The organism is Lentzea sp. NPDC060358, assembly GCF_042725365.1.
Taxonomy (GTDB): Bacteria; Actinomycetota; Actinomycetes; order Mycobacteriales; family Pseudonocardiaceae; genus Lentzea.
On sequence record NZ_JBHXCW010000012.1, the window covers coordinates 1 to 18,257 of the forward strand.

The window sequence follows — 18,257 nt, forward strand, 5'->3', positions numbered from 1 at the left end:
ACCCGCGGCCGTCCGCGTACCGGTGTGCCGGGACACCTGCAGAAGCCGGGCAGCACGCGCGTGCTGGAGGCCTCCGCGGGGTCCGAGGTGCGGCGCAGCATGCTGCCGTCGGGCCTGCGGGTCATCACCGAGCGCATCCCCGGCGTGCGGTCCGCGTCGGTCGGGCTGTGGGTGCAGGTCGGCTCGCGCGACGAGCGGCCCGAGGTCGCCGGTGCCGCGCACTACCTGGAACACCTGCTGTTCAAGGGAACCGCGCGGCGGACGGCGGCGGCCATCGCGGAGGAGATCGACGCGGTCGGCGGCGAGCTGAACGCGTTCACCGCCAAGGAGCACACCTGCTACTACGCGCACGTCCTGGACGAGGACCTGCCGCTCGCGGTGGACCTGGTCTCCGACGTGGTGTTCGAGGCGATCTGCGGTCCTCGCGACTTCGAGACCGAACGCGGTGTCGTGCTCGAGGAGATCGCGATGCGCGACGACGACCCGGAAGACCTGCTGCACGACGCGTTCATCGAGGCGTTGTTCGGCGGGCACGCGCTGGGCCGCCCGGTGCTGGGGACCGAGAAGTCCATCCAGGACATGGACCGCGACGCGCTGTTCTCGTTCTACAAGAAGCGCTACGCGTTGCCGCGCATGGTGTTCGCCGTCGCGGGCAACATCGAGCACGCGCAGGTGATGCGCCTGGTGCGCAAGGCGATCGGCGACCGGCTGTCGCGGGAGGGCAGCGCGGTGGCCCCGCGAACGGGTCGTGCGCGCATCGCCGACGCCCGCAAGCTGGTGCTGCACACCGACGACACCGAGCAGGCGCACCTGATGCTCGGCATGAAGGGCCTCGACCGCCACGACGAGCGCCGGTTCGCGCTGAACGTGCTGAACGCGGCGATCGGCGGCGGCATGAGCTCGCGGCTGTTCCAGGAGGTCCGCGAACGGCGGGGCCTCGCGTACCAGGTGTACTCGTCCGTCGGCCTGTACGCGGACACCGGCACGTTCTCGGTCTACGCGGGCTGCCAGCCGGACCGGCTGGGCGAGACCGCCGGGGTGATCCGCGAGGTGCTCGTGGACGTGGCGCGCGGCGGCCTGTCGGACGCGGAGGTGGCGCGCGGCAAGGGGCAGCTGCGCGGTGCGCTGGTGCTGGGCCTGGAGGACACCAGCTCCCGGATGTCGCGCATCGGCAAGTCGGAGCTGAACTACGGCGACCACCTGAGCGTGGAAGCGACCCTGGCGCGCATCGACGAGGTGTCGGCGGAGGAAGTGGCGCTGCTCGCACGTGATCTGCTGCGCCGTCCCGTCGCCGCGGCCGTGGTCGGCCCTTACGATCACGCCGACGATCTGCCGGACCAGGTACACGAGGTGATTGCATGATTCGCGTCGGAGTTCTCGGCGCGCGGGGCCGCATGGGTTCCGAGGTGGTCCGCGCGGTCGAGGCCGCGAAGGACATGGAGGTCGTGGCGGCGATCGACGCCGACGACCCGTTGTCCGCGCTGGTCGACGCCGGCGTGCAGGTGGTCGTCGACTTCACGCACCCCGACGTGGTGATGGGCAACCTGGAGTTCTGCGTCGGCGCCGGAATCCACTGCGTCGTGGGCACTTCCGGGTTCGACGCGGAGAAGATCGCCGCCGTGGGGGCGTTGCTCGAGGGACGGCCGGACGTCGGCGTGCTGATCGCGCCGAACTTCGGCATCGGCGCCGTGCTGCTGATGCGCTTCTCGGAGATCGCGGCCCGCTACTACGAGTCGGCCGAGATCATCGAGCTGCACCACCCGCGCAAGGCCGACGCGCCCTCGGGCACGGCCGCGCACACCGCCCGCCTGATCGCGGCGGCGCGCTCCGGCATGGACCCGATGCCCGACGCGACCACGCAGGAGGAGCCCGGTGCCCGCGGTGCCGTCGTGGACGGCGTGCGGGTCCACTCGCTGCGCATCTCCGGGATGATCGCGCACCAGGAGGTCGTGTTCGGCGGCGAGAGCGAGACCCTGACGATCCGCCAGGACTCGTTGCACCGCACGTCGTTCATGCCCGGCGTGGTCCTGGGCGTGCGGGAGATCGTGGGTCGCCCCGGTCTCGCGGTCGGTCTCGACGAGTACCTCGACCTGTGAAGGTCCGCATCACCGTCGGGGTGCTGATCGCGGCTCTCGCGGTCTACTTCGTCCTGCTCGCAGGCCGCGCGATCGCCCTGCTGCAGACCGGTGAGGTGGTCGGCGTGCTGCTGGGCGTGGGTGTGCTGATCCTGCCGCTGATCGGGGTCTGGCTCGTGTACTCGAACCTGCGGTTCGGGTGGGAGACCGAGAAGATGGCGCGCGAACTGGAGGCGGACGGCCTGCTGCCCGACGTCTCGCACCTGCCGCGCCGGCCGTCCGGCCGGGTCGACCGGGAGGCCGCGGACTCGTGGTTCGAGGAGCGGCGGGCCGAGGTGGAGGCCGCGCCGGACGACTGGCGGGGCTGGTTCCGGCTGGCCTACGCCTACGACGTGGCGGGGGACCGCGGGCGGGCGCGCGAGACGATGCGCAAAGCGATCGAGCTGCGGTCGTGAACACAACCCCAGGCCATCGGCCTGGGGTTTTCGCTATCCGGCGAGCACCGCCGAGATCAGGTCCGCCGCCAGGTCCCCCTTCTGCACCACCAGCACCTCCTCCAGCCCCAGCCACTCGGCCATGTGCGCCAGCTCGCCCGCGAGCTCGACCGCCACCCGCCCGCGGTCCACACCCGGCTCGGCCCACGCGGACTGCACCCGCAGCACCCCCGCCGCACGATCGGCCTTCAGGTCCACGCGGCCCACCAGGCGGCCGTCCAGCAGGAACGGGAACACGTAGTAGCCGTGCACCCGCTTCGGCTCCGGCACGTAGATCTCGATGCGGTAGCGGAACCCGAAGATCCGCTCGGTCCGCGCCCGTTCCCAGATCAGCGGGTCGAACGGGCACAGCAGCGCGCGGCCCCGCACTCGCCGCGGTGCCGCCGCGGACACGTGCCGGTAGGCGGCGGCGCGCCAGCCCTCGACGGCCACCGGTTCCAGCACGCCCTCCTCCACCAGGGACGCCACCGCGGCCTGGGAGCGGCGCGGGTCCAGGCGGTAGTAGTCGCGCAGGTCCGGTTCGGTGGCCACGCCCAGGGCCACCGCGGAGCGCCGGACCAGTTCGCGGGCGCCGGAGTCCGGGTCCCACCTCTGGGCCAGCACCTCGGCCGGCAGGACGCGCTCGGTCAGGTCGTAGAGGCGCTCGAACGAGCGGCGGGTGCCCGTGGTCAGGATGCCGACGCCGAACAGGACCTCGCAGATGCGCTTGACCTCCGACCAGTCCCACCACGGGCCCTTCGCGCGGCCCGTGTCGCCCATCAGGGCCTTCTCCAGCGCGCCGGCGCCGATCGGGCCCAGCTCCCGCACCGCGGCCAGCACGTCGTCGACCAGCTGGGGGGAGCGGTCGAGGATCGTCTGGTAGTTCTGCCACCAGCCGCGCCTCTTCGCGCCCGAGTGGAACAGCGGCCAGTCGGGCACCGGGACGAGGGAGGCCTCGTGCGCCCACGTCTCCACGAGCAGGCGGGGTTTGCGCGACGAGTGCGTCCACGCGGCCTCGTCGAGCAGCGACGGCGCGTAGGAGCCCAGGCGGGAGAACAGCGGCATGTAGTGCGCGCGCACGGCCACGTTGACCGAGTCGATCTGCAGCAGCTGCACGCGGGACAGGACGCGTTGCAGGTGCCTGCGGGTCGGTGTCGCCGGCCGGGCGTCGGTGAAACCCTGCGCTCCCAGGGCGATTCGACGGGCCACGTCCGCACTCATCGTCTGCACGGGTGCGATGCTGCCACGCACCCCCGACAATTCCGCGGGGCGGCGTCGATAGGGTGCGCTCATGGCCGACGCCGGCGTGCACCCCGCCACCGCTGCTGATCTCGCGGAGATCGTCCGCATCCACCGCGAGACGTGGCGGCTCGCCTATGCCGAACTGCTCCCCGCGGAGGTCCTCGACACGCTCGACGCGGACGAGGCGTGGGCGCTCGCGGTCCGGCAGGGAGCGGTGCTCAAGGCGGTCGAGGGGGAGTGGACGGTCGGCTTCGTCGTCGCCAGCAAGGCCCCCGACGACGAGGTGGCCGGCGCGGACGGCTCGCTGCCCGCGGACGCGGCCACGACGGCGCTGCTCAGCGTTCTCGTCGAACCGAGGTGGGGGCGGCGCGGCCACGGCACGCGGCTCGTGGCCGAGGCGGCGCGCAGGCTCGCGGAGACCGGTGCGACGCGCGGCATCGCGTGGGTGCCCGAAGCCGACAAGGCGTCGCGGAACTTCTACGAACGGCTCGGCTGGGCGGGGGACGGCACGGTGCGCACGCTGGACGCGGGCGGGCGCCCGTTGCGCGAGATCAGGGTGTCCGGCGACCTGATCGTCCGACTCGACCCGTGAGAAGTGTGTAGCCTCGGCCGGGTGCTCGCCTTGATCGGCCTCACCTTCGGGGTCGCACTCGGCTCGGCGATCGTCCCCTTGATCAGCATCGAGATGTTCGTCCTGGGGCTGTGCGCGCGCTGGCCGGACACGTCGTTCTGGATCGTCGGCCTCTCGGTCGCGGTCGGCCAGGTGCTGGGCAAGCTCCTCTACTTCTACGCCGCCCGCGGCGACATCCACCTGCCGGGGTTCCTGCGCCGCAAGCCGAGCGAGAAGCCCTCGAAGCTCGCGCGCTGGATCGGGCCCGGCACGCGGATGCACCGGTGGGGCGAGTGGATCCACGCGAAGTGCCGCGCCCACCCGAACTGGATGGCCGGCACGCACGGGGTGAGCGCGCTGGTGGGGGTGCCGCCGTTCATGGCGACGAGCGTGCTCGCCGGCCTGGCGGGCATGTCCACCCTGATGTTCGTCGCCACCGGCATGGTCGGGCGCTTCGCGAGGTTCAGCGTCCTCGCGGCGTCACCGGCCATCGTGATGGCGTGGATGTAGTGCCTAGTAGTTGAAGATGATCGCCGCCGTCACGGAGAAGGCGACCAGTACCGCGGCTACCGCTATCCGGGCTGACTCCAGCACGGCCCCGAAGGTAGCGATGTCGGCCCGGCGAAAGCCAGGCGCGAACGGGTGAGAGCCGGATGATCTGGCTCTCACCCGGTGGCTCAGCGCCCGATCATTCGAGGACGAGCACCCCGTCGGGCAGGCCGGGGATGTCGTAGGAGTGCCACATCGGGCGCCAGTCCGGCAGCTCGAGCATGCGGCGCAGGTCCGCGAACCCGGACAGCCAGCCCAGCCACGGGCCGTAGGGCGGTTCCGCCGGGTCGAAGCCGCTCTGCACGAACGTCAGCCGCGTCTTGCCCTCCGAACCCTTCAGCTCCCATGAGGACACCATGCCGCCGGGGAACTCGAGCGCGAAGTGCTCCTCGTCGAGCGCGACGACCTTCGCGGGAGCCTCGTCGTCCTCGATGCTGGCCATCGACCACCGGCCGCCGACGTGCGGCTCGATCTCCATGCGGGCGCCGAACCAGCGCGCGAACTTGGCGGGGTCGGTCAGCGCGTCGACCACGGCCGCGGGCGGGGCCGCGACGTCGAACTCGAACCGCTGCTCGGCGGAGGTGAAGTCGCACAGCCCCAGCACGGGGCGCCCCTCGACGAGCTCGACCAGGTTGCCCAGCACCAGCGGCCAGAACGTCTGGAGGACCTCGTCCCGGTCCTCGCCCTGGCCCCAGTTCGGGTACGGCGACTGCGTCGCGGCGACGATCGTCTCGCCGTCGCGTTCCTCCACGGCGAGCTCGACCGTGTACTCGGTGCCGAACAGCAGCCACGAGAAGCGCACCGAAGAAGAAGTCGCTTCCAAGAGCTTCTGCCGGCCGCGCTCGCCCTCCGGTGTGTAGCGCCCCCAGAACTCGTACTCACCGCCCTCCAGGTCGACGCACGCGTGTTCGGCCAGCCACGTGCGGAGGTCCCCCTCGGTGGTGAGTGCCCGGTACACGCGGGCGGGGTCGGCGGAGGTGCGGACGCGGACGGTTCCGGTGGTGGTGCTCATCGGTCTTCTCCCTTGGGGTAGCAGGCGAGCGCGATGCGGAACGCATCCCCTTCCGCGCCGCCGTATCTGGTGAAGAGGTCCTGGAGGGTGTTCTGCAGCTCGGCCAGGAACTCGGCCCGGTCCTGCGGGCGCACCCGGATCTCGCCGGACACGCCCACGGAGGGCAGCTCGCTCGACCGGTCCAGCGCGGCCACGTCGGCCTGCACCTGCTCGGCGAGGTCGACGAGGTGGCCCAGCGCCAGCTCGTCGCGCGACCCGATCCGGCCGACGAGCCGGGGCGAGAGCCAGTACGACCGCGCCACGGCCTGGTAGAGGCCTTCCTGGACGCCGCGCACCCTCCGCTCGGCGACCTGGGCGGCCAGCCCGGCCTTGACCAGCTGTTTCACGTGGTAGTGCACGCGTTGCGGCGTTTGGTCGAGCACCTCGGCGACCTCGGTGCACGACCGCGGCGCGGCGAGCTGCCGCAGCACCTCCACGCGCTGCGGCTTGAGCAGGGTCTCGGCCTGCTCCATCCGGTCCAGGTAGATCACGTCTCTCATCGCAAAAAATACTTTGAACGTTCAGAACTTTTTTGTCAATGGTACTGACAGTTAGCTGACTGACAGATATTGAAATCTGTCATTCGATCGGGCAGGCTGGAGTCCACCGAAGACGACGAAGGGGTTCGAAATGCAGAAGCGTCAGCTCGGCGCCACCGGTCCGGTCGTGTCCGCCCTCGGCCTGGGCTGCATGGGCATGTCCAACGCCTACGGCCCGGCCGACCGCGACGAGAGCATCGCGACGATCCACGCCGCCGTCGACGCGGGCGTCACGCTCCTCGACACCGGCGACTTCTACGGGCAGGGCCACAACGAACTGCTCGTCGCGGAGGCGATCAAGGGGCGCCGGGACGAGGTGCAGCTCAGCGTGAAGTTCGGCGGCATGCGCGACGCCGACGGCGCGTTCATCGGGTTCGACACCCGGCCGGTCGCGGTGGCGAACTTCCTCGCCTACTCGCTGCAGCGGCTCGGCACCGACCACGTCGACGTCTACCGGCCGGCCCGGCTCGACCCGGCCGTGCCGATCGAGGACACCATCGGCGCCATCGCCGAGCAGGTCGAGAAGGGCCGGGTCCGGCACATCGGCCTGAGCGAGGTCGGCGCCGAGACCATCCGCCGCGCCCACGCCGTCCACCCGATCGCCGACCTGCAGATCGAGTACGGCCTGCTGGAGCGGGGCGTCGAGCGCGAGATCCTGCAGACCACCCGTGAGCTGGGCATCAGCATCACCGCGTACGGCGTGCTCTCGCGCGGCCTGATCTCCTCCGCGCCGCTCACCCTCGGGGAGGGCGACTACCGCGGCCACACGCCCCGGTTCCAGGGCGACAACCTGGCCCGCAACCACGCGCTCGTCGACAAGCTCCGCGAGATCGCGCAGGCCAAGGGCGTCACGGTCGCGCAGCTCGCGATCGCGTGGGTGGCCTCGCGCGGCGAGGACGTGGTGCCTCTGGTCGGCACGACCAAGCGTGCGAGGCTTGAGGAGGCGCTCGGTGCCGTCGACGTGACGTTCACCGAGGGGGAGCTGCGGGAGATCGAGGACGTCGTCCCCGTCGGTGCGGCCGCGGGCACGCGGTACCCCGAGCAGCAGATGGCGATGCTCGACAGCGAGAGGTGAGTGCAGTGGCGGAGGCGTTGACCGCGGAGGCGATCCTCGTGGCGACCGAAGAGGTGCTGCGCAGGTACGGGCCCGCCAAGGCGACGGTGGTCGACGTCGCCAAGGCGCTCGGGGTCAGCCACGGCAGCGTCTACCGCCACTTCGCGACCAAGGCCGCCCTGCGGGAGGCGGTGACCAGGCGCTGGCTCGACACGATCCACGAGCAGATGGCGCCCGCGTTCGGCGAGGGGCTCACCGCCGCCGAGATGCTCCGGGCCTGGCTGCAGAAGCTCTTCGACCGCAAGCGGAGCTCGCACGCCGAGGACCTGGAGCTGTTCACGACGTACAAGACGCTCGTCAACGAGAGCAGCGGCGTCGTCGAGTACCACGTCGAGCACCTGGTGGGACTGCTCGCGAGCATCATCTCGGCCGGCGTGGACGAGGGGGAGTTCGCGACGGACGACGTGGGCGGGACGGCCCAGGCCGTGTGGGACGCGACGCAGATGTTCCACCACCCGGCTCACGCCCGGGAGTGGGGGAATCCTCACATCCAGGCCCAGTTCGACGCCGTGGTCTCACTCGTGGTGGATGGACTGCGGTACAACCGAGTTCCGAGTGCCACAGGCGATGCTTGAGGGTCACGGAGGTGAACGGTGCCGCCTGACGAGTGGATCGATCTGCTGGGAGCGCCGGAACGGCGTCCCGACCCGGTCGACTGGGCCGCGGTCCGGGGCCGGCTGGGCACGGCGCTGCCGTCGGACTACGTGCACCTCGCCGAGGCGTACCCGCCGCTGATCGTCGGCGGGTACGTCAGGATCCTGCACCCGACCGCGCGCGCCGGGTTCCTGAACTGGATGACGCAGGCGCCCCAGCTGCTGCGGTCCCTGCGCCGCCAGCCCGGCCTGCGCGTGCACCCGGAGTCGCCGGGCCTGCTGCCGTGGGGCGTCACGGTCAACGACGAGCACTGCCTCTGGTACACCCGCGGCGAGCCGGACGAGTGGACCGTGGTGATCACGGACCTGCGGCGGAGCTGGTCCTACGACGGGACGTTCTCGAGCTTCCTCCGGAAGTTCCTCACCGGCGAGGTCCGGTGCCCGATCTTCCCCGACGACGTCCCCGGTGGCTCCAAGCCGTTCCAGGAGCCCTGACCGGGGGCGTCGTCCCACCCGACCCCCGGTCAGTTCGAGGCCGCGGTCACCAGGGCGTTGCCGCTGCCGGTGCGGCCCGTGACCGTCAGCGCGGCGTCGCCCAGCGGCTCGGCCGAGACGTCGAAGTCGCTGCGGGCGGTGCCGGAGGTGGACACCAGGTCGATCCGCGCGAGCGTGCCCTGGCGGATGCCGACGCGGATGTGCCCGGAGCCCGTGCCCAGCTGGATCTCGCCGGAGGCGGCGTCGGCGACGGTCAGGTCGCCGCTGCCGGTGCGCACCTGGACGTTGCCCTGCACCGCGCCCAGCCAGACGTCGCCGGTGCCGGTGACGACCGTGTTCGTGCCGCCGGCGAGCGACGACACCTCGACGTCGCCCCCGCCAGTCTTGGCCTTGAGCGCGCCCAGCATCGTGCCGAGCCGGACGGTGCCCGCGCCCGAGCTCACCTTCGCCTCGCCGGTCGCCCGGTCCGCGGACACGCTGCCCGTGCCGGTGGTCAGGTCGAGCCGGCCCGCGCCGCCCGTCACCAGCACGTCGGCCGCACCGGTCCGCGAGGACACGTGCGACCCGACGGGTGCCGACACCACCACGGACAACGGCACCGCGCGCAACGGCAGCGCCTTCGACGACTCGATGCGCAAGCGGTTGCCCAGCAGTTCGACGCGGGCCTCGCGCACGGCCTCCTCCGGACCCGCCGCAGCAGGCGCCGCCTTGTCGCCGAACTGGCCGCTGACCCAGCTCAGCACGCTGGACAGGCCCTCGGTCCAGGTGTTGCCCGCGGCGGGGTCGTGCCGCACCTCGACGTGCACGCCCGGCTCGTGGGTCAGGTTCACCTGCACCCGCCCGCTGATCAGCGAGATGTCGATCTCGGCGACACCCTCGAGCTCGAAGCTCTGCTGCCGCACGACGCCCGGCTGCGCGGCCGGTCCCGTCTCTTCCCCCGGTCCGGTCATCCCGCTCACCCCTGCACCCATCCGCGGACGCGCGAGCCGGAGCCCGTCGTCCCGCTCCACCCCTTGTGCCCCTGATGCTTGTGCTTGCCGTGCACCGCGCCCCCCACGGCCTGCTGGATGAACGAGTTCAGCGACACGCCCTGCGCCGCCGCGGCGGCCTCGGCCTTCGACTTGAGCTCGTTGATCATGCGCAGCGTGATGCGGCTGATGTCACCCGTGGCGTCACCTGCGCCAAACGGCGGCACCTCGTGACGCGGGGCGGGCTCCGGCTCCGGTTCGGCCGATCCCGTGACGACCACCTGGACGTCACGACCGGACAGGCGAACGTCCACGACCTGGCCGTCCAGGGAGGCGGTGACCTCCGCGGCCAGGTCGGACAGTGCGTTCATGATCGCCAGTCGCGCGGCTGGCTCGAGCGCTGCGGACAACGCGGCGGCCGTTCGGCGGGTGTTCTCGTCCCCCGCAGACGCGGCCGTCGCCAGGTCCTCGCGCAGTGACGCGATGTACGGCGACAGGTCCATGACACCACTATGACGTCACCGACGACATCGTGCAACCGCCACGTGGTGTCGGAGCTACTGTCGAGCCATGCCGAGAGTGCGTTTGGTGGCCAAGACCGAGTTCATCCCGCCGGACGACGTGCCGTGGACGACCGACGCGGACGGCGGCGCCGCACTCGTCGAGTTCGCCGGTCGCGCCTGCTACCAGTCGTGGGACCGCGCGAACCCGATGACCAACACCAACGCGACCTTCCTGCACCACCTGCTCGACGTGGGCCACCTCGCCGCGTTCGAGCACGGCAGCGCGACGCTCTACCTGACCGAGCTGCCCCGCTCGCTCACCCACGAGCTGATCCGGCACCGGCACTTCTCCTACTCGCAGCTCTCCCAGCGCACCGACCCGACCGACGTCGTCGAGCCGGCGCTGATCGCCCAGGACCCCGAGCTGCACGCCCGGTTCACCGCCGCGACCGAGGCGAGCCTGCGGGCCTACGAGGACCTCGTGCACAGCCTGGAGAAGACCGTCAACGGCCGCCGCGCGCGGCAGATCGCCCGGTCCGTGCTGCCCAACGCCACGGGCACCGAGATCGTCGTGACGGGCAACTACCGGTCGTGGCGGCACTTCATCGCGATGCGCGCGACCGAGCACATCAACGTCGAGCTGCGCGAGCTCGCCGTGGCCTGCCTGCGCGAGCTGGTGAAGGCGGCGCCGAACGCGTTCGCGGACTTCGTCGTCTCGACACTCCCGGACGGCACCGAAGTTGCCTCCAGCCCACTGGTGGTTGAAGGCTGAGCACATGAAGCGGCTCATCGTCGACGTCCGTCCCGGCGAGTACACGGTCACGCGCCTGGCGCCGGACGCCGCAGTCCCCGCCGGGCTGCTCGACCTCACCGACGTGCTCGTGTCGGTCACCAGGACCCCGGACGAGCTGTCCGTCATCGCGCCCTCGTCGTTCGCCGCCGGCGGTGGCGGCGAGGAGAAGGGCTGGCGGCTGCTCACCGTGCGCGGCCCGCTCGAGTTCACGCTCACCGGCATCATGGCCGCGCTGGCGGGGGAGCTGGCGGCCGCCGGCGTCTCGCTGTTCGCGCTGTCCACTTACGACACCGACCACCTGCTCGTGAAGCAGACCGACCTCGGCCGCGCCGTGGTGGCGCTGCGTGCCGCAGGTCACGAACTGGCTGTAGCGCCGGAAGCCTAGGAACCGATCCTCCGGTTGGCGGGTCTCAAGTACCGTCATGCCCTCGGTTCCCGGTAGTAGGAGAGCACACGGTGCACGGACAGGCAGTCGAACCGCGCGTCATCGCGGGCAGGTACGCCCTGGTGGCCGAGCTCGGCCGCGGCGGCATGGGCATCGTGTGGCGTGCCCAGGACCGGCACATCGGTCGCTTCGTCGCGGTCAAGGAACTGCACCTGCCGGACGGCCTCGCGCACGAGGAACGCCGCATCCTCGAGGAGCGCGCGCTGCGTGAGGCGCGCACCGCCGGGAAGCTGAACGACCCCGCCGTCGTGACGGTGTACGACGCCATCAACGAGAACGGCACGACGTACATCATCATGGAGCTGGTCGAGGCGGCGACGCTGTCGACGTTGATCAGCACCCACGGCCCGATGCCGCCCAACCAGGTCGTGTCGATCGCGCTGCAGGCGCTGTCGGCGCTGGAGACCGCGCACGCGGCCGGGATCGTGCACCGCGACGTGAAGCCCGGCAACCTGATGGTCCGCCCGGACGGCAAGGTCAAGCTCACCGACTTCGGCATCGCCCAGGCCGTCGACGACCCGCGCCTCACGACCAGCGGCAGCCTCATCGGCTCGCCCGCCTACATGTCGCCGGAGCGCATCCACGGCCACGAGGCCGGTCCCGCGTCCGACCTGTGGGCGCTGGGCGCCACCCTCTGCTACGCCGTCGAGGGCTGGAGCCCGTTCGAGCGCTCCTCCACGGCCTCGACGCTGCACGCGATCATGAGCGAGACGCCGCGGCTGACCCGCGCCACCGGCGTCCTCGGCGCTGTGATCACCGGTCTGCTGATCGCCGACCCGAACGCCCGGCTCTCCGGCCCGCAGGCCCGCGCGATGCTCGGCAGCATCGGCAACCAGCCGACGCCGCCCACCGGCGTCTCGCCCGTGCAGACCCAGCAGTACCGGCAGGCCCCCGCCGCGGCCGACCCGGCGAAGAAGAAGCGCAACCGCGTCCTCGCGCTGGTCGCCGCGGCGGTGATCGCCGCCGCCGCGTTCACCGGCGGCATCTTCGCCCACCGGGCGTTCACCGCCCCCGGCGGCAGCGACAGCCAGGCGCTGACCTACGGCGAGGGCGGCCAGGTCCCGGTGTTCGCCATGTACGAGAACACCTGCGGCCTCGGCGAGGTCGCGCCGGCCAAGCTGCTCAACACGGACAGCCGCGAGGAGTGCGACAAGCCGCACGACTTCGAGGTGTTCGACGCGATCGACACGCTGCCCGTCGCGTCGAACTACCCCGACGCCGCCTACCCCGGTCAGAAGTCGCTGACGAGCCTCGGCGTCTCCCGCTGCGAGATGACGCTCAACTCGGAGTTCGTCAAGGACGGCGCGAAGCTCAAGCTCACCACGCTCATCCCCGGCGAGAACGCGTGGCGCAAGGACAAGAGCGGCAGCGCCGAACGCAAGATCTGGTGCATCGCCTCCGCCAAGGACGGCAGCAAACTCGACGGCACCATCAGTGCCAAGAAGGACAGCTGAAACGTGAAGCGACGGATCATCTCCGCGTTGGTGGTTCTCGGCAGCATGGCCGCCCTCACGGCGTGCGCCAGCAACGAGGACAAGTTCGTCACCGAGCTCAAGGCCGCCGGGTTCAGCAGCCCCGGCGAGCCGAGCACGGAGAAGGAGAAGAAGTCCAAGAAGGTCGGCAAGCGCACGGTCAAGTCCTCGGAGAAGATCATCGAGGTGGTGGTCCGGGTCAAGGGCTGCGACCTCGAGATGGCCAAGGTCTCCGGGCAGTCGGGCTACTGGCTCGACGAGTTGCACGTGAACGGGCAGGAACCGGACTGGCCGGGCTACCCGGAGAACCTCAAGCGCGACCAGGTCGTCAAGCTGCTCGCCGACAGCTCCTCCAAGCCGACCGGGTTCACCGCCTGCTACCGGCCGAACGAGGCGTGAGCGCCGGTTGTGGTGGAATGGGGTCGTGAGTCTTGCCCTTGACGAACGCAAGGCGCTCGTCGACCTCATGACCGAGCTCGGCCCCGACGCGCCCACGCTGTGCGGCACGTGGCTGACCAAGGACCTCGCCGCCCACCTCGCGATCCGCGAACGGCGCCCGGACACCGTGCCCGGCATCTTCCTGCCGCCGCTCGCGAAGTGGACGGACAAGGTCCAGGGCGACTACGCGCACAAGGCGTGGAGCGAGCTCCTCGACCTCGTGCGCACGCCGCCGTTCTGGATCAAGCCGATCGACGACCTGATGAACACCGTCGAGTTCTTCGTGCACCACGAGGACGTGCGCCGCGCCCGGGCCGGCTGGGAGCCGCGGCCGCACGACGCCCGCCGCGAGGCCGTGCTGTGGAAGTCGCTGCCGGTCACCGCGCGCATGACGTACAAGTCGTCGCCCGTGGGCGTGACCCTGGTCCGGCCCGACGGCGAGCACCTGGTCGCGAAGCAGGGGGCGAACGGCGTCGTGGTCACGGGCGAGGTGGCGGAGCTCGTCATGCTCGCGTTCGGCCGCGACGAGGCGAGGGTGGACTACAGCGGTGACGCCGACGCGGTGCAACGGGTGCGGTCGTTGAACCGAAGTGTCTGAACTCGGGTAGTTTCTGCGCATGCCTGCCAGCCCGTACGCAGGGCCGAACCGCCCGTTCGGCCGCGTTCTCACCGCCATGGTCACGCCGTTCGACTCCCGCGGCGAGGTCGACCTCGCCCGGGCGCAGGAACTGGCGAAGCACCTGGTGGACCTGGGCAACGACGGGCTGGTCGTGAACGGCACGACCGGGGAGAGCCCCACGACGACCGACCGCGAGAAGGCCGCGCTGCTCACGGCCGTCGTGGAGGCCGTGGGCGACCGCGCGACCGTCGTGGCCGGTGCGGGCACTTACGACACCGCGCACAGCGTCCACCTGGTGCAGCAGGCGTCGAGGGCCGGCGCGCACGGCGTGCTCGTCGTGACCCCGTACTACTCGCGCCCGCCGCAGGAAGGCCTGCTGGCGCACTTCACCGCCGTCGCCGACGCCTCCGAGCTGCCGGTGATGCTCTACGACATCCCGCCACGCGCGGTAGTGCCGATCGAGGTCGACACGATCCTGCGCCTGGCAGAACACCCGCGGATCCTGGCCGTGAAGGACGCCAAGGGCGACCTGCACGCGGGCAGCCGGGTGATCGCGAGCACCGACCTCGCCTACTACTCGGGCGACGACCCGCTGAACCTGCCGTGGCTGTCCGTGGGCGCCGTCGGGTTCGTGAGCGTCATCGGCCACCTCGCGGCGGACCGCCTCCGCGACATGGCCGACGCCCACGAGTCGGGTGACGTGGTGCGAGCGAAGGAGATCCACGAGTCGCTGCTGCCACTGCTGCGACCCTTCCGCCGGGTACCCGGCGTGACGTACACGAAGGCTGCGCTGCGCCTGCGCGGACTGGACGTGGGGGAACCCCGTCTGCCGCTGGTGCCGGCCGCCGCCGAGGACATCGAGGCCATCGCGGCCGAACTGGGAGTCAACGCGTGACCCAATCGACCGAACTGCCACCCGCACTGCCGGAAGGCGGCCTCCGCGTCGTCGCACTCGGCGGAATTGGCGAGGTCGGCCGCAACATGACCGTCTTCGAGCACGCCGGCCGGCTGCTCGTCGTCGACTGCGGCGTTCTCTTCCCCGAAGACGACCAACCGGGCGTGGACCTGATCCTGCCCGACTTCCGGGCCATCGAGGACCGGCTCGACGACATCGACGCCATCGTCCTCACGCACGGCCACGAGGACCACATCGGCGCGGTCCCGTTCCTGCTGAAGCTGCGCCCCGACGTGCCGGTCGTGGGCTCGCGCTTCACGCTGGCGCTGCTCGCGGCGAAGTGCAAGGAGCACCGCCAGAACCCGCGCCTGGTCGAGGTCCGCGAGAGCGAGAAGCACCCGTTCGGGCCGTTCGAGCTCGAGTTCTTCGCCGTCAACCACTCGATCCCGGACGCGCTGGCCGTCGCCATCCGCACGCCCGCCGGGCTCGTGCTGCACACCGGTGACATCAAGCTGGACCAGCTGCCGCTCGACGGCCGCCTGACCGACCTCGCCGGGTTCTCCCGGCTGGGCGACGAGGGCGTGGACCTGTTCCTGGTCGACTCGACCAACGCCGAGGTGCCCGGCTTCGTGGTGCCCGAGCGCGAGATCGGCCCGGTGCTCGAGAACGTGATCCGCAAGGCCGACCAGCGGGTCATCGTCGCGTGCTTCGCCTCGCACGTGCACCGCGTGCAGCAGGTGCTGGACGTGGCCGTGCAGTACAAGCGCAAGGTCGCGTTCGTGGGCCGCTCGATGGTCCGCAACATGGGCATCGCCTCGGACCTGGGCTTCCTGAACGTGCCCGACGGCCTGTTCGTCGACCTCGACGAGGCCATGCGGATGGAGGAGGACGAGGTCCTCTTCGTCTCCACCGGGTCGCAGGGCGAGCCGCTGTCGGCGCTGTCGCGCATGGCCCGGGGCGAGCACCGGCAGATCTCGATCCGCGAGGGCGACACGGTGATCCTCGCGTCGTCGCTGATCCCCGGCAACGAGAACGCGGTCTTCAACGTCGTCAACGGCCTCGCCAAGCTCGGCGCGACCGTCGTGCACCAGGGCAACGCCAAGGTGCACGTCTCCGGCCACTCCCCGGCGGGCGAGCTGCTGTTCCTCTACAACGCCGTCCGGCCGTCCAACGTGATGCCGGTGCACGGCGAGTGGCGGCACCTGCGCGCGAACGCCGCGCTGGCCGTGGCCACCGGTGTCGCCGAGGACCACGTCGTGATCGCCGAGGACGGCGTCGTCGTCGACCTCGTGGACGGCAAGGCGTCGGTGTCCGGCCGCGTCGTGGTGGGCCACGTCTACGTCGACGGCCTGTCCGTGGGCGACGTCGGCGAGTCCACCCTGTCCGACCGGCTGGTGCTGGGCGAGGGCGGGTTCATCTCGATCTCCGTCGCCATCGACACCGCCTCCGGTCGCGCGGTGTCGTCGCCGACGATCTCCGGGCGCGGCTTCTCCGACGACCCCAAGGCGCTCGACCAGGTGGTGCCGCTCGTGGAGATGGAGCTGGCGCGCACCGAGGCCGAGGGCATCACCGACACCCACCGCGTCGCGCAGGCGGTGCGCCGGGTCGTCGGGCGCTGGGTGGCGGAGACCTACCGCCGCCGGCCGATGATCGTGCCGACGGTCATCCCCGTCTAGCTTGATCGGTTTGGCGGCGAACGAGCAGCTGGGTAGTGTCGTCCCCTCCCAGGAGGGGACGACATGGAGGAATCACCTGCTGCATGGCTCGTGCGCGGCGGCAAACTCGGTGAACGCGAGGCCGATGCCCTCGAGCAGGGCCTGTTCATCGCAGGCTGGCCGGGCTTGGGCGACATCGGCGGCTGCGAGGATCGCGACGAGCTGAAGCTCGCACTGCGCACGGCCTACCCGGCAGCGAAGAAGGGCTCCGTCGACAACTGGGTCGGCCAGCTGTGGCGTCTGCTGCGTGAGATCCAGGCGGGCGACCACGTCGTGATGCCGCTGAAGAAGACCCGGTTGATTGCGATTGGCCGGGTCAGTGGCGAGTACCGGTACCGCGCGACTCACTCGCCAGGGTGGCAGCACGTACGACCGGTCGAGTGGCTGCGCACGGACCTGCCGCGTGACGCGGTTGGCCCCGATCTGCTGCCGAGCTTGGGATCGTTGCTCACCATCGCCGGCTTGCGCAAGTTCGGGGCCCCGCGCAGGATCGCACGGCTGGCCGAGGTCGGTGTCGACCCCGGCTCCAGCGTGGACGACGCAGTGAGTGCTCTGCCGGCCAGCGCGGTGTCGTTCCTGGCGGACGCGCTGCAGTCCGCCTCTGTGAAGCCCGTCCGGATCAAGGTCCGGCGGCTGTTCGAGCTGTTCGGCGCGCAGCGCAAGTCACCTGTCGCCTCGGCGATGATCGAACTCGCGCTGGCCGAGAAAGGCCTCGTCGCAAAACCGCCGATCATGCACGGCGATGCTGAAGACGTGGTCGTGCTGGAGCCGGCAATCGATGACGATTCTCCGGTCGAGCCCGAGACCGAGGTTCTGGTGGAAGACCCGGTAGAGGATCGGCTGATCAAGTTGCACGTTGGCAGGATCAGGTCCGCCACGGCCGGGATCATCTCGGTGAGGCTGCGCGACCCGCTGGTCAAAGCGCGGACGCTCATGCTCACCCACAACTTCTCGCAGCTCGCAGTGGTCGAGGAGGATGGCGGTCTGCGCGGTGCGATCAGTTGGGAGTCCATCGGCCAGGCGGACATGACCGAGCGTGCTGTGCAGGTCGGGGACGCTCTTGTGCATGCACGGGTAGTCGAGCACAACGAAGATCTTCTCGACCAGATAGCCGAGATCTATGCGACCGGATATGTGTTCGTTCGCGGACCAGACCGCTCGATCAGCGGAATCGTCACCACTGCAGATCTCACGCAGCAGTTCGACGGTCTGGTCAGACCTTTTGTCCTGCTGGAGGAGATTGAGCAGCGCCTGCACCGGACCTTGGGTGCTGCCTTCACCGTCGAGGAGATCGCGACGAAGGCCACACTGCGGCAGCGACAGCAGATCCTCAATGGCCAAAGACCCATGCTCGGTCTCTATCAGCAGGTGCTGAAGGACGAGCAGATGTGGGTGCGGTTGCGGTGGAGGCTGGATCACCAGGAGTTTCTGCTGCTGTTCGACCAGGTCCGCAAAATGCGCAATGACTTGATGCACTTCAGCGGAGGAACGTTGACCAACGACGAACTGGTCCCGCTGCGCGGGCTGCTGCGCATGCTGCGCGTGGTTGATCCGTTGCCATGATCGACACCGGGCGGCGTTGACACTTCCGTGTGAACGCCGCCCGTTCTCGTGACCCCGCTGTGATCTGCGTCGCCCTCGTCCGATAAAGTTTGGTCCCAGACCATG

Annotated in this window: 21 protein-coding genes; 16 read left to right on the top strand and 5 right to left on the bottom strand. The window is 70.6% G+C overall.

Annotated features, from left to right (window positions below; all coding sequences use genetic code 11):
• Window positions 1-24 precede the first annotated feature (24 nt).
• From ACFWGZ_RS04290 to ACFWGZ_RS04300, 3 genes are read left to right on the top strand one after another with little or no spacing between them, the layout of a single operon-like run.
• Window positions 25-1,362: a M16 family metallopeptidase gene (locus ACFWGZ_RS04290; RefSeq protein ID WP_382450078.1), complete on the top strand. Its 1,338-nt coding sequence runs from the start codon at window positions 25-27 to the stop codon at window positions 1,360-1,362.
• Window positions 1,359-2,096 (top strand): 4-hydroxy-tetrahydrodipicolinate reductase, encoded by a 738-nt coding sequence (dapB, locus tag ACFWGZ_RS04295; RefSeq protein ID WP_382450015.1) that lies wholly within the window; start codon window positions 1,359-1,361, stop codon window positions 2,094-2,096. Before ACFWGZ_RS04290 ends, dapB begins: the two co-directional genes overlap by 4 nt.
• The gene (locus ACFWGZ_RS04300) at window positions 2,093-2,530 is read left to right on the top strand and encodes a hypothetical protein (RefSeq protein ID WP_382450016.1); all 438 of its coding nucleotides are present in this window, start codon (window positions 2,093-2,095) and stop codon (window positions 2,528-2,530) included. Before dapB ends, ACFWGZ_RS04300 begins: the two co-directional genes overlap by 4 nt.
• A gap of 33 nt (window positions 2,531-2,563) precedes the next feature.
• On the opposite strand, the gene ACFWGZ_RS04305 is transcribed toward ACFWGZ_RS04300, so the two are convergent.
• Window positions 2,564-3,769, bottom strand: coding sequence for a winged helix-turn-helix domain-containing protein (locus ACFWGZ_RS04305; protein WP_382450079.1), 1,206 nt, complete (start codon window positions 3,767-3,769; stop codon window positions 2,564-2,566).
• 70 nt (window positions 3,770-3,839) lie between these two features.
• On the opposite strand from ACFWGZ_RS04305, the gene ACFWGZ_RS04310 reads away from it, so the two are divergent.
• Together ACFWGZ_RS04310 and ACFWGZ_RS04315 are read left to right on the top strand one after the other, a co-directional pair.
• Window positions 3,840-4,382, top strand: a complete 543-nt coding sequence (locus ACFWGZ_RS04310; protein ID WP_382450017.1) for a GNAT family N-acetyltransferase — start codon at window positions 3,840-3,842, stop codon at window positions 4,380-4,382.
• A gap of 21 nt (window positions 4,383-4,403) precedes the next feature.
• Window positions 4,404-4,910, top strand: coding sequence for a hypothetical protein (locus tag ACFWGZ_RS04315; protein WP_382450018.1), 507 nt, complete (start codon window positions 4,404-4,406; stop codon window positions 4,908-4,910).
• A gap of 178 nt (window positions 4,911-5,088) precedes the next feature.
• On the opposite strand, the gene ACFWGZ_RS04320 is transcribed toward ACFWGZ_RS04315, so the two are convergent.
• Complete coding sequence (locus ACFWGZ_RS04320) at window positions 5,089-5,961, bottom strand: SRPBCC domain-containing protein (protein ID WP_382450019.1); 873 nt, start codon at window positions 5,959-5,961, stop codon at window positions 5,089-5,091.
• Window positions 5,958-6,500: a helix-turn-helix domain-containing protein gene (locus ACFWGZ_RS04325; protein ID WP_382450020.1), complete on the bottom strand. Its 543-nt coding sequence runs from the start codon at window positions 6,498-6,500 to the stop codon at window positions 5,958-5,960. The genes ACFWGZ_RS04320 and ACFWGZ_RS04325 overlap by 4 nt, the downstream gene beginning before the upstream one ends.
• A gap of 130 nt (window positions 6,501-6,630) precedes the next feature.
• On the opposite strand from ACFWGZ_RS04325, the gene ACFWGZ_RS04330 reads away from it, so the two are divergent.
• Genes ACFWGZ_RS04330 through ACFWGZ_RS04340 form a run of 3 tightly spaced genes read left to right on the top strand, consistent with a single transcriptional unit; the run spans window position 6,631 to window position 8,741 of the window.
• On the top strand, window positions 6,631-7,614 hold the full coding sequence (locus ACFWGZ_RS04330) for an aldo/keto reductase (protein ID WP_382450021.1): 984 nt from the start codon (window positions 6,631-6,633) through the stop codon (window positions 7,612-7,614).
• A 5-nt stretch (window positions 7,615-7,619) separates the two neighbouring features.
• Entirely contained in the window at window positions 7,620-8,228 is a 609-nt protein-coding gene (locus ACFWGZ_RS04335) for a TetR family transcriptional regulator (RefSeq protein WP_382450022.1), read from the top strand.
• A gap of 18 nt (window positions 8,229-8,246) precedes the next feature.
• Window positions 8,247-8,741 (top strand): hypothetical protein, encoded by a 495-nt coding sequence (locus ACFWGZ_RS04340; protein WP_382450023.1) that lies wholly within the window; start codon window positions 8,247-8,249, stop codon window positions 8,739-8,741.
• Window positions 8,742-8,770: 29 nt separating this feature from the next.
• On the opposite strand, the gene ACFWGZ_RS04345 is transcribed toward ACFWGZ_RS04340, so the two are convergent.
• Window positions 8,771-9,691, bottom strand: coding sequence for a DUF4097 domain-containing protein (locus ACFWGZ_RS04345; protein WP_382450024.1), 921 nt, complete (start codon window positions 9,689-9,691; stop codon window positions 8,771-8,773).
• A 5-nt stretch (window positions 9,692-9,696) separates the two neighbouring features.
• A complete protein-coding gene (locus ACFWGZ_RS04350; protein ID WP_382450025.1) occupies window positions 9,697-10,212 on the bottom strand; it encodes a toxin-antitoxin system HicB family antitoxin in 516 nt (171 codons plus the stop codon).
• A 67-nt stretch (window positions 10,213-10,279) separates the two neighbouring features.
• Between ACFWGZ_RS04350 and thyX the strand changes: the two genes are divergently transcribed.
• From thyX to ACFWGZ_RS04390, 8 genes are all read left to right on the top strand, one after another.
• A complete protein-coding gene (thyX, locus tag ACFWGZ_RS04355; RefSeq protein WP_382450026.1) occupies window positions 10,280-10,984 on the top strand; it encodes an FAD-dependent thymidylate synthase in 705 nt (234 codons plus the stop codon).
• 4 nt (window positions 10,985-10,988) lie between these two features.
• A complete protein-coding gene (locus ACFWGZ_RS04360; protein ID WP_382450027.1) occupies window positions 10,989-11,390 on the top strand; it encodes an ACT domain-containing protein in 402 nt (133 codons plus the stop codon).
• Window positions 11,391-11,461: 71 nt separating this feature from the next.
• Window positions 11,462-12,904: a serine/threonine-protein kinase gene (locus ACFWGZ_RS04365; protein ID WP_382450028.1), complete on the top strand. Its 1,443-nt coding sequence runs from the start codon at window positions 11,462-11,464 to the stop codon at window positions 12,902-12,904.
• A 3-nt stretch (window positions 12,905-12,907) separates the two neighbouring features.
• The gene (locus tag ACFWGZ_RS04370; protein ID WP_382450029.1) at window positions 12,908-13,321 is read left to right on the top strand and encodes a hypothetical protein; all 414 of its coding nucleotides are present in this window, start codon (window positions 12,908-12,910) and stop codon (window positions 13,319-13,321) included.
• A gap of 25 nt (window positions 13,322-13,346) precedes the next feature.
• Window positions 13,347-13,958, top strand: coding sequence for a TIGR03085 family metal-binding protein (locus ACFWGZ_RS04375; protein ID WP_382450030.1), 612 nt, complete (start codon window positions 13,347-13,349; stop codon window positions 13,956-13,958).
• Between the two features lie 19 nt (window positions 13,959-13,977).
• Window positions 13,978-14,874 carry a 4-hydroxy-tetrahydrodipicolinate synthase gene (dapA, locus tag ACFWGZ_RS04380; RefSeq protein ID WP_382450031.1) on the top strand — a complete coding sequence of 299 codons (897 nt, stop codon included), beginning with the start codon at window positions 13,978-13,980 and terminating at the stop codon, window positions 14,872-14,874.
• Window positions 14,871-16,550: a ribonuclease J gene (locus tag ACFWGZ_RS04385; protein WP_382450032.1), complete on the top strand. Its 1,680-nt coding sequence runs from the start codon at window positions 14,871-14,873 to the stop codon at window positions 16,548-16,550. The genes dapA and ACFWGZ_RS04385 overlap by 4 nt, the downstream gene beginning before the upstream one ends.
• A gap of 63 nt (window positions 16,551-16,613) precedes the next feature.
• A complete protein-coding gene (locus tag ACFWGZ_RS04390; RefSeq protein WP_382450033.1) occupies window positions 16,614-18,152 on the top strand; it encodes a CBS domain-containing protein in 1,539 nt (512 codons plus the stop codon).
• Window positions 18,153-18,257: the final 105 nt, after the last annotated feature.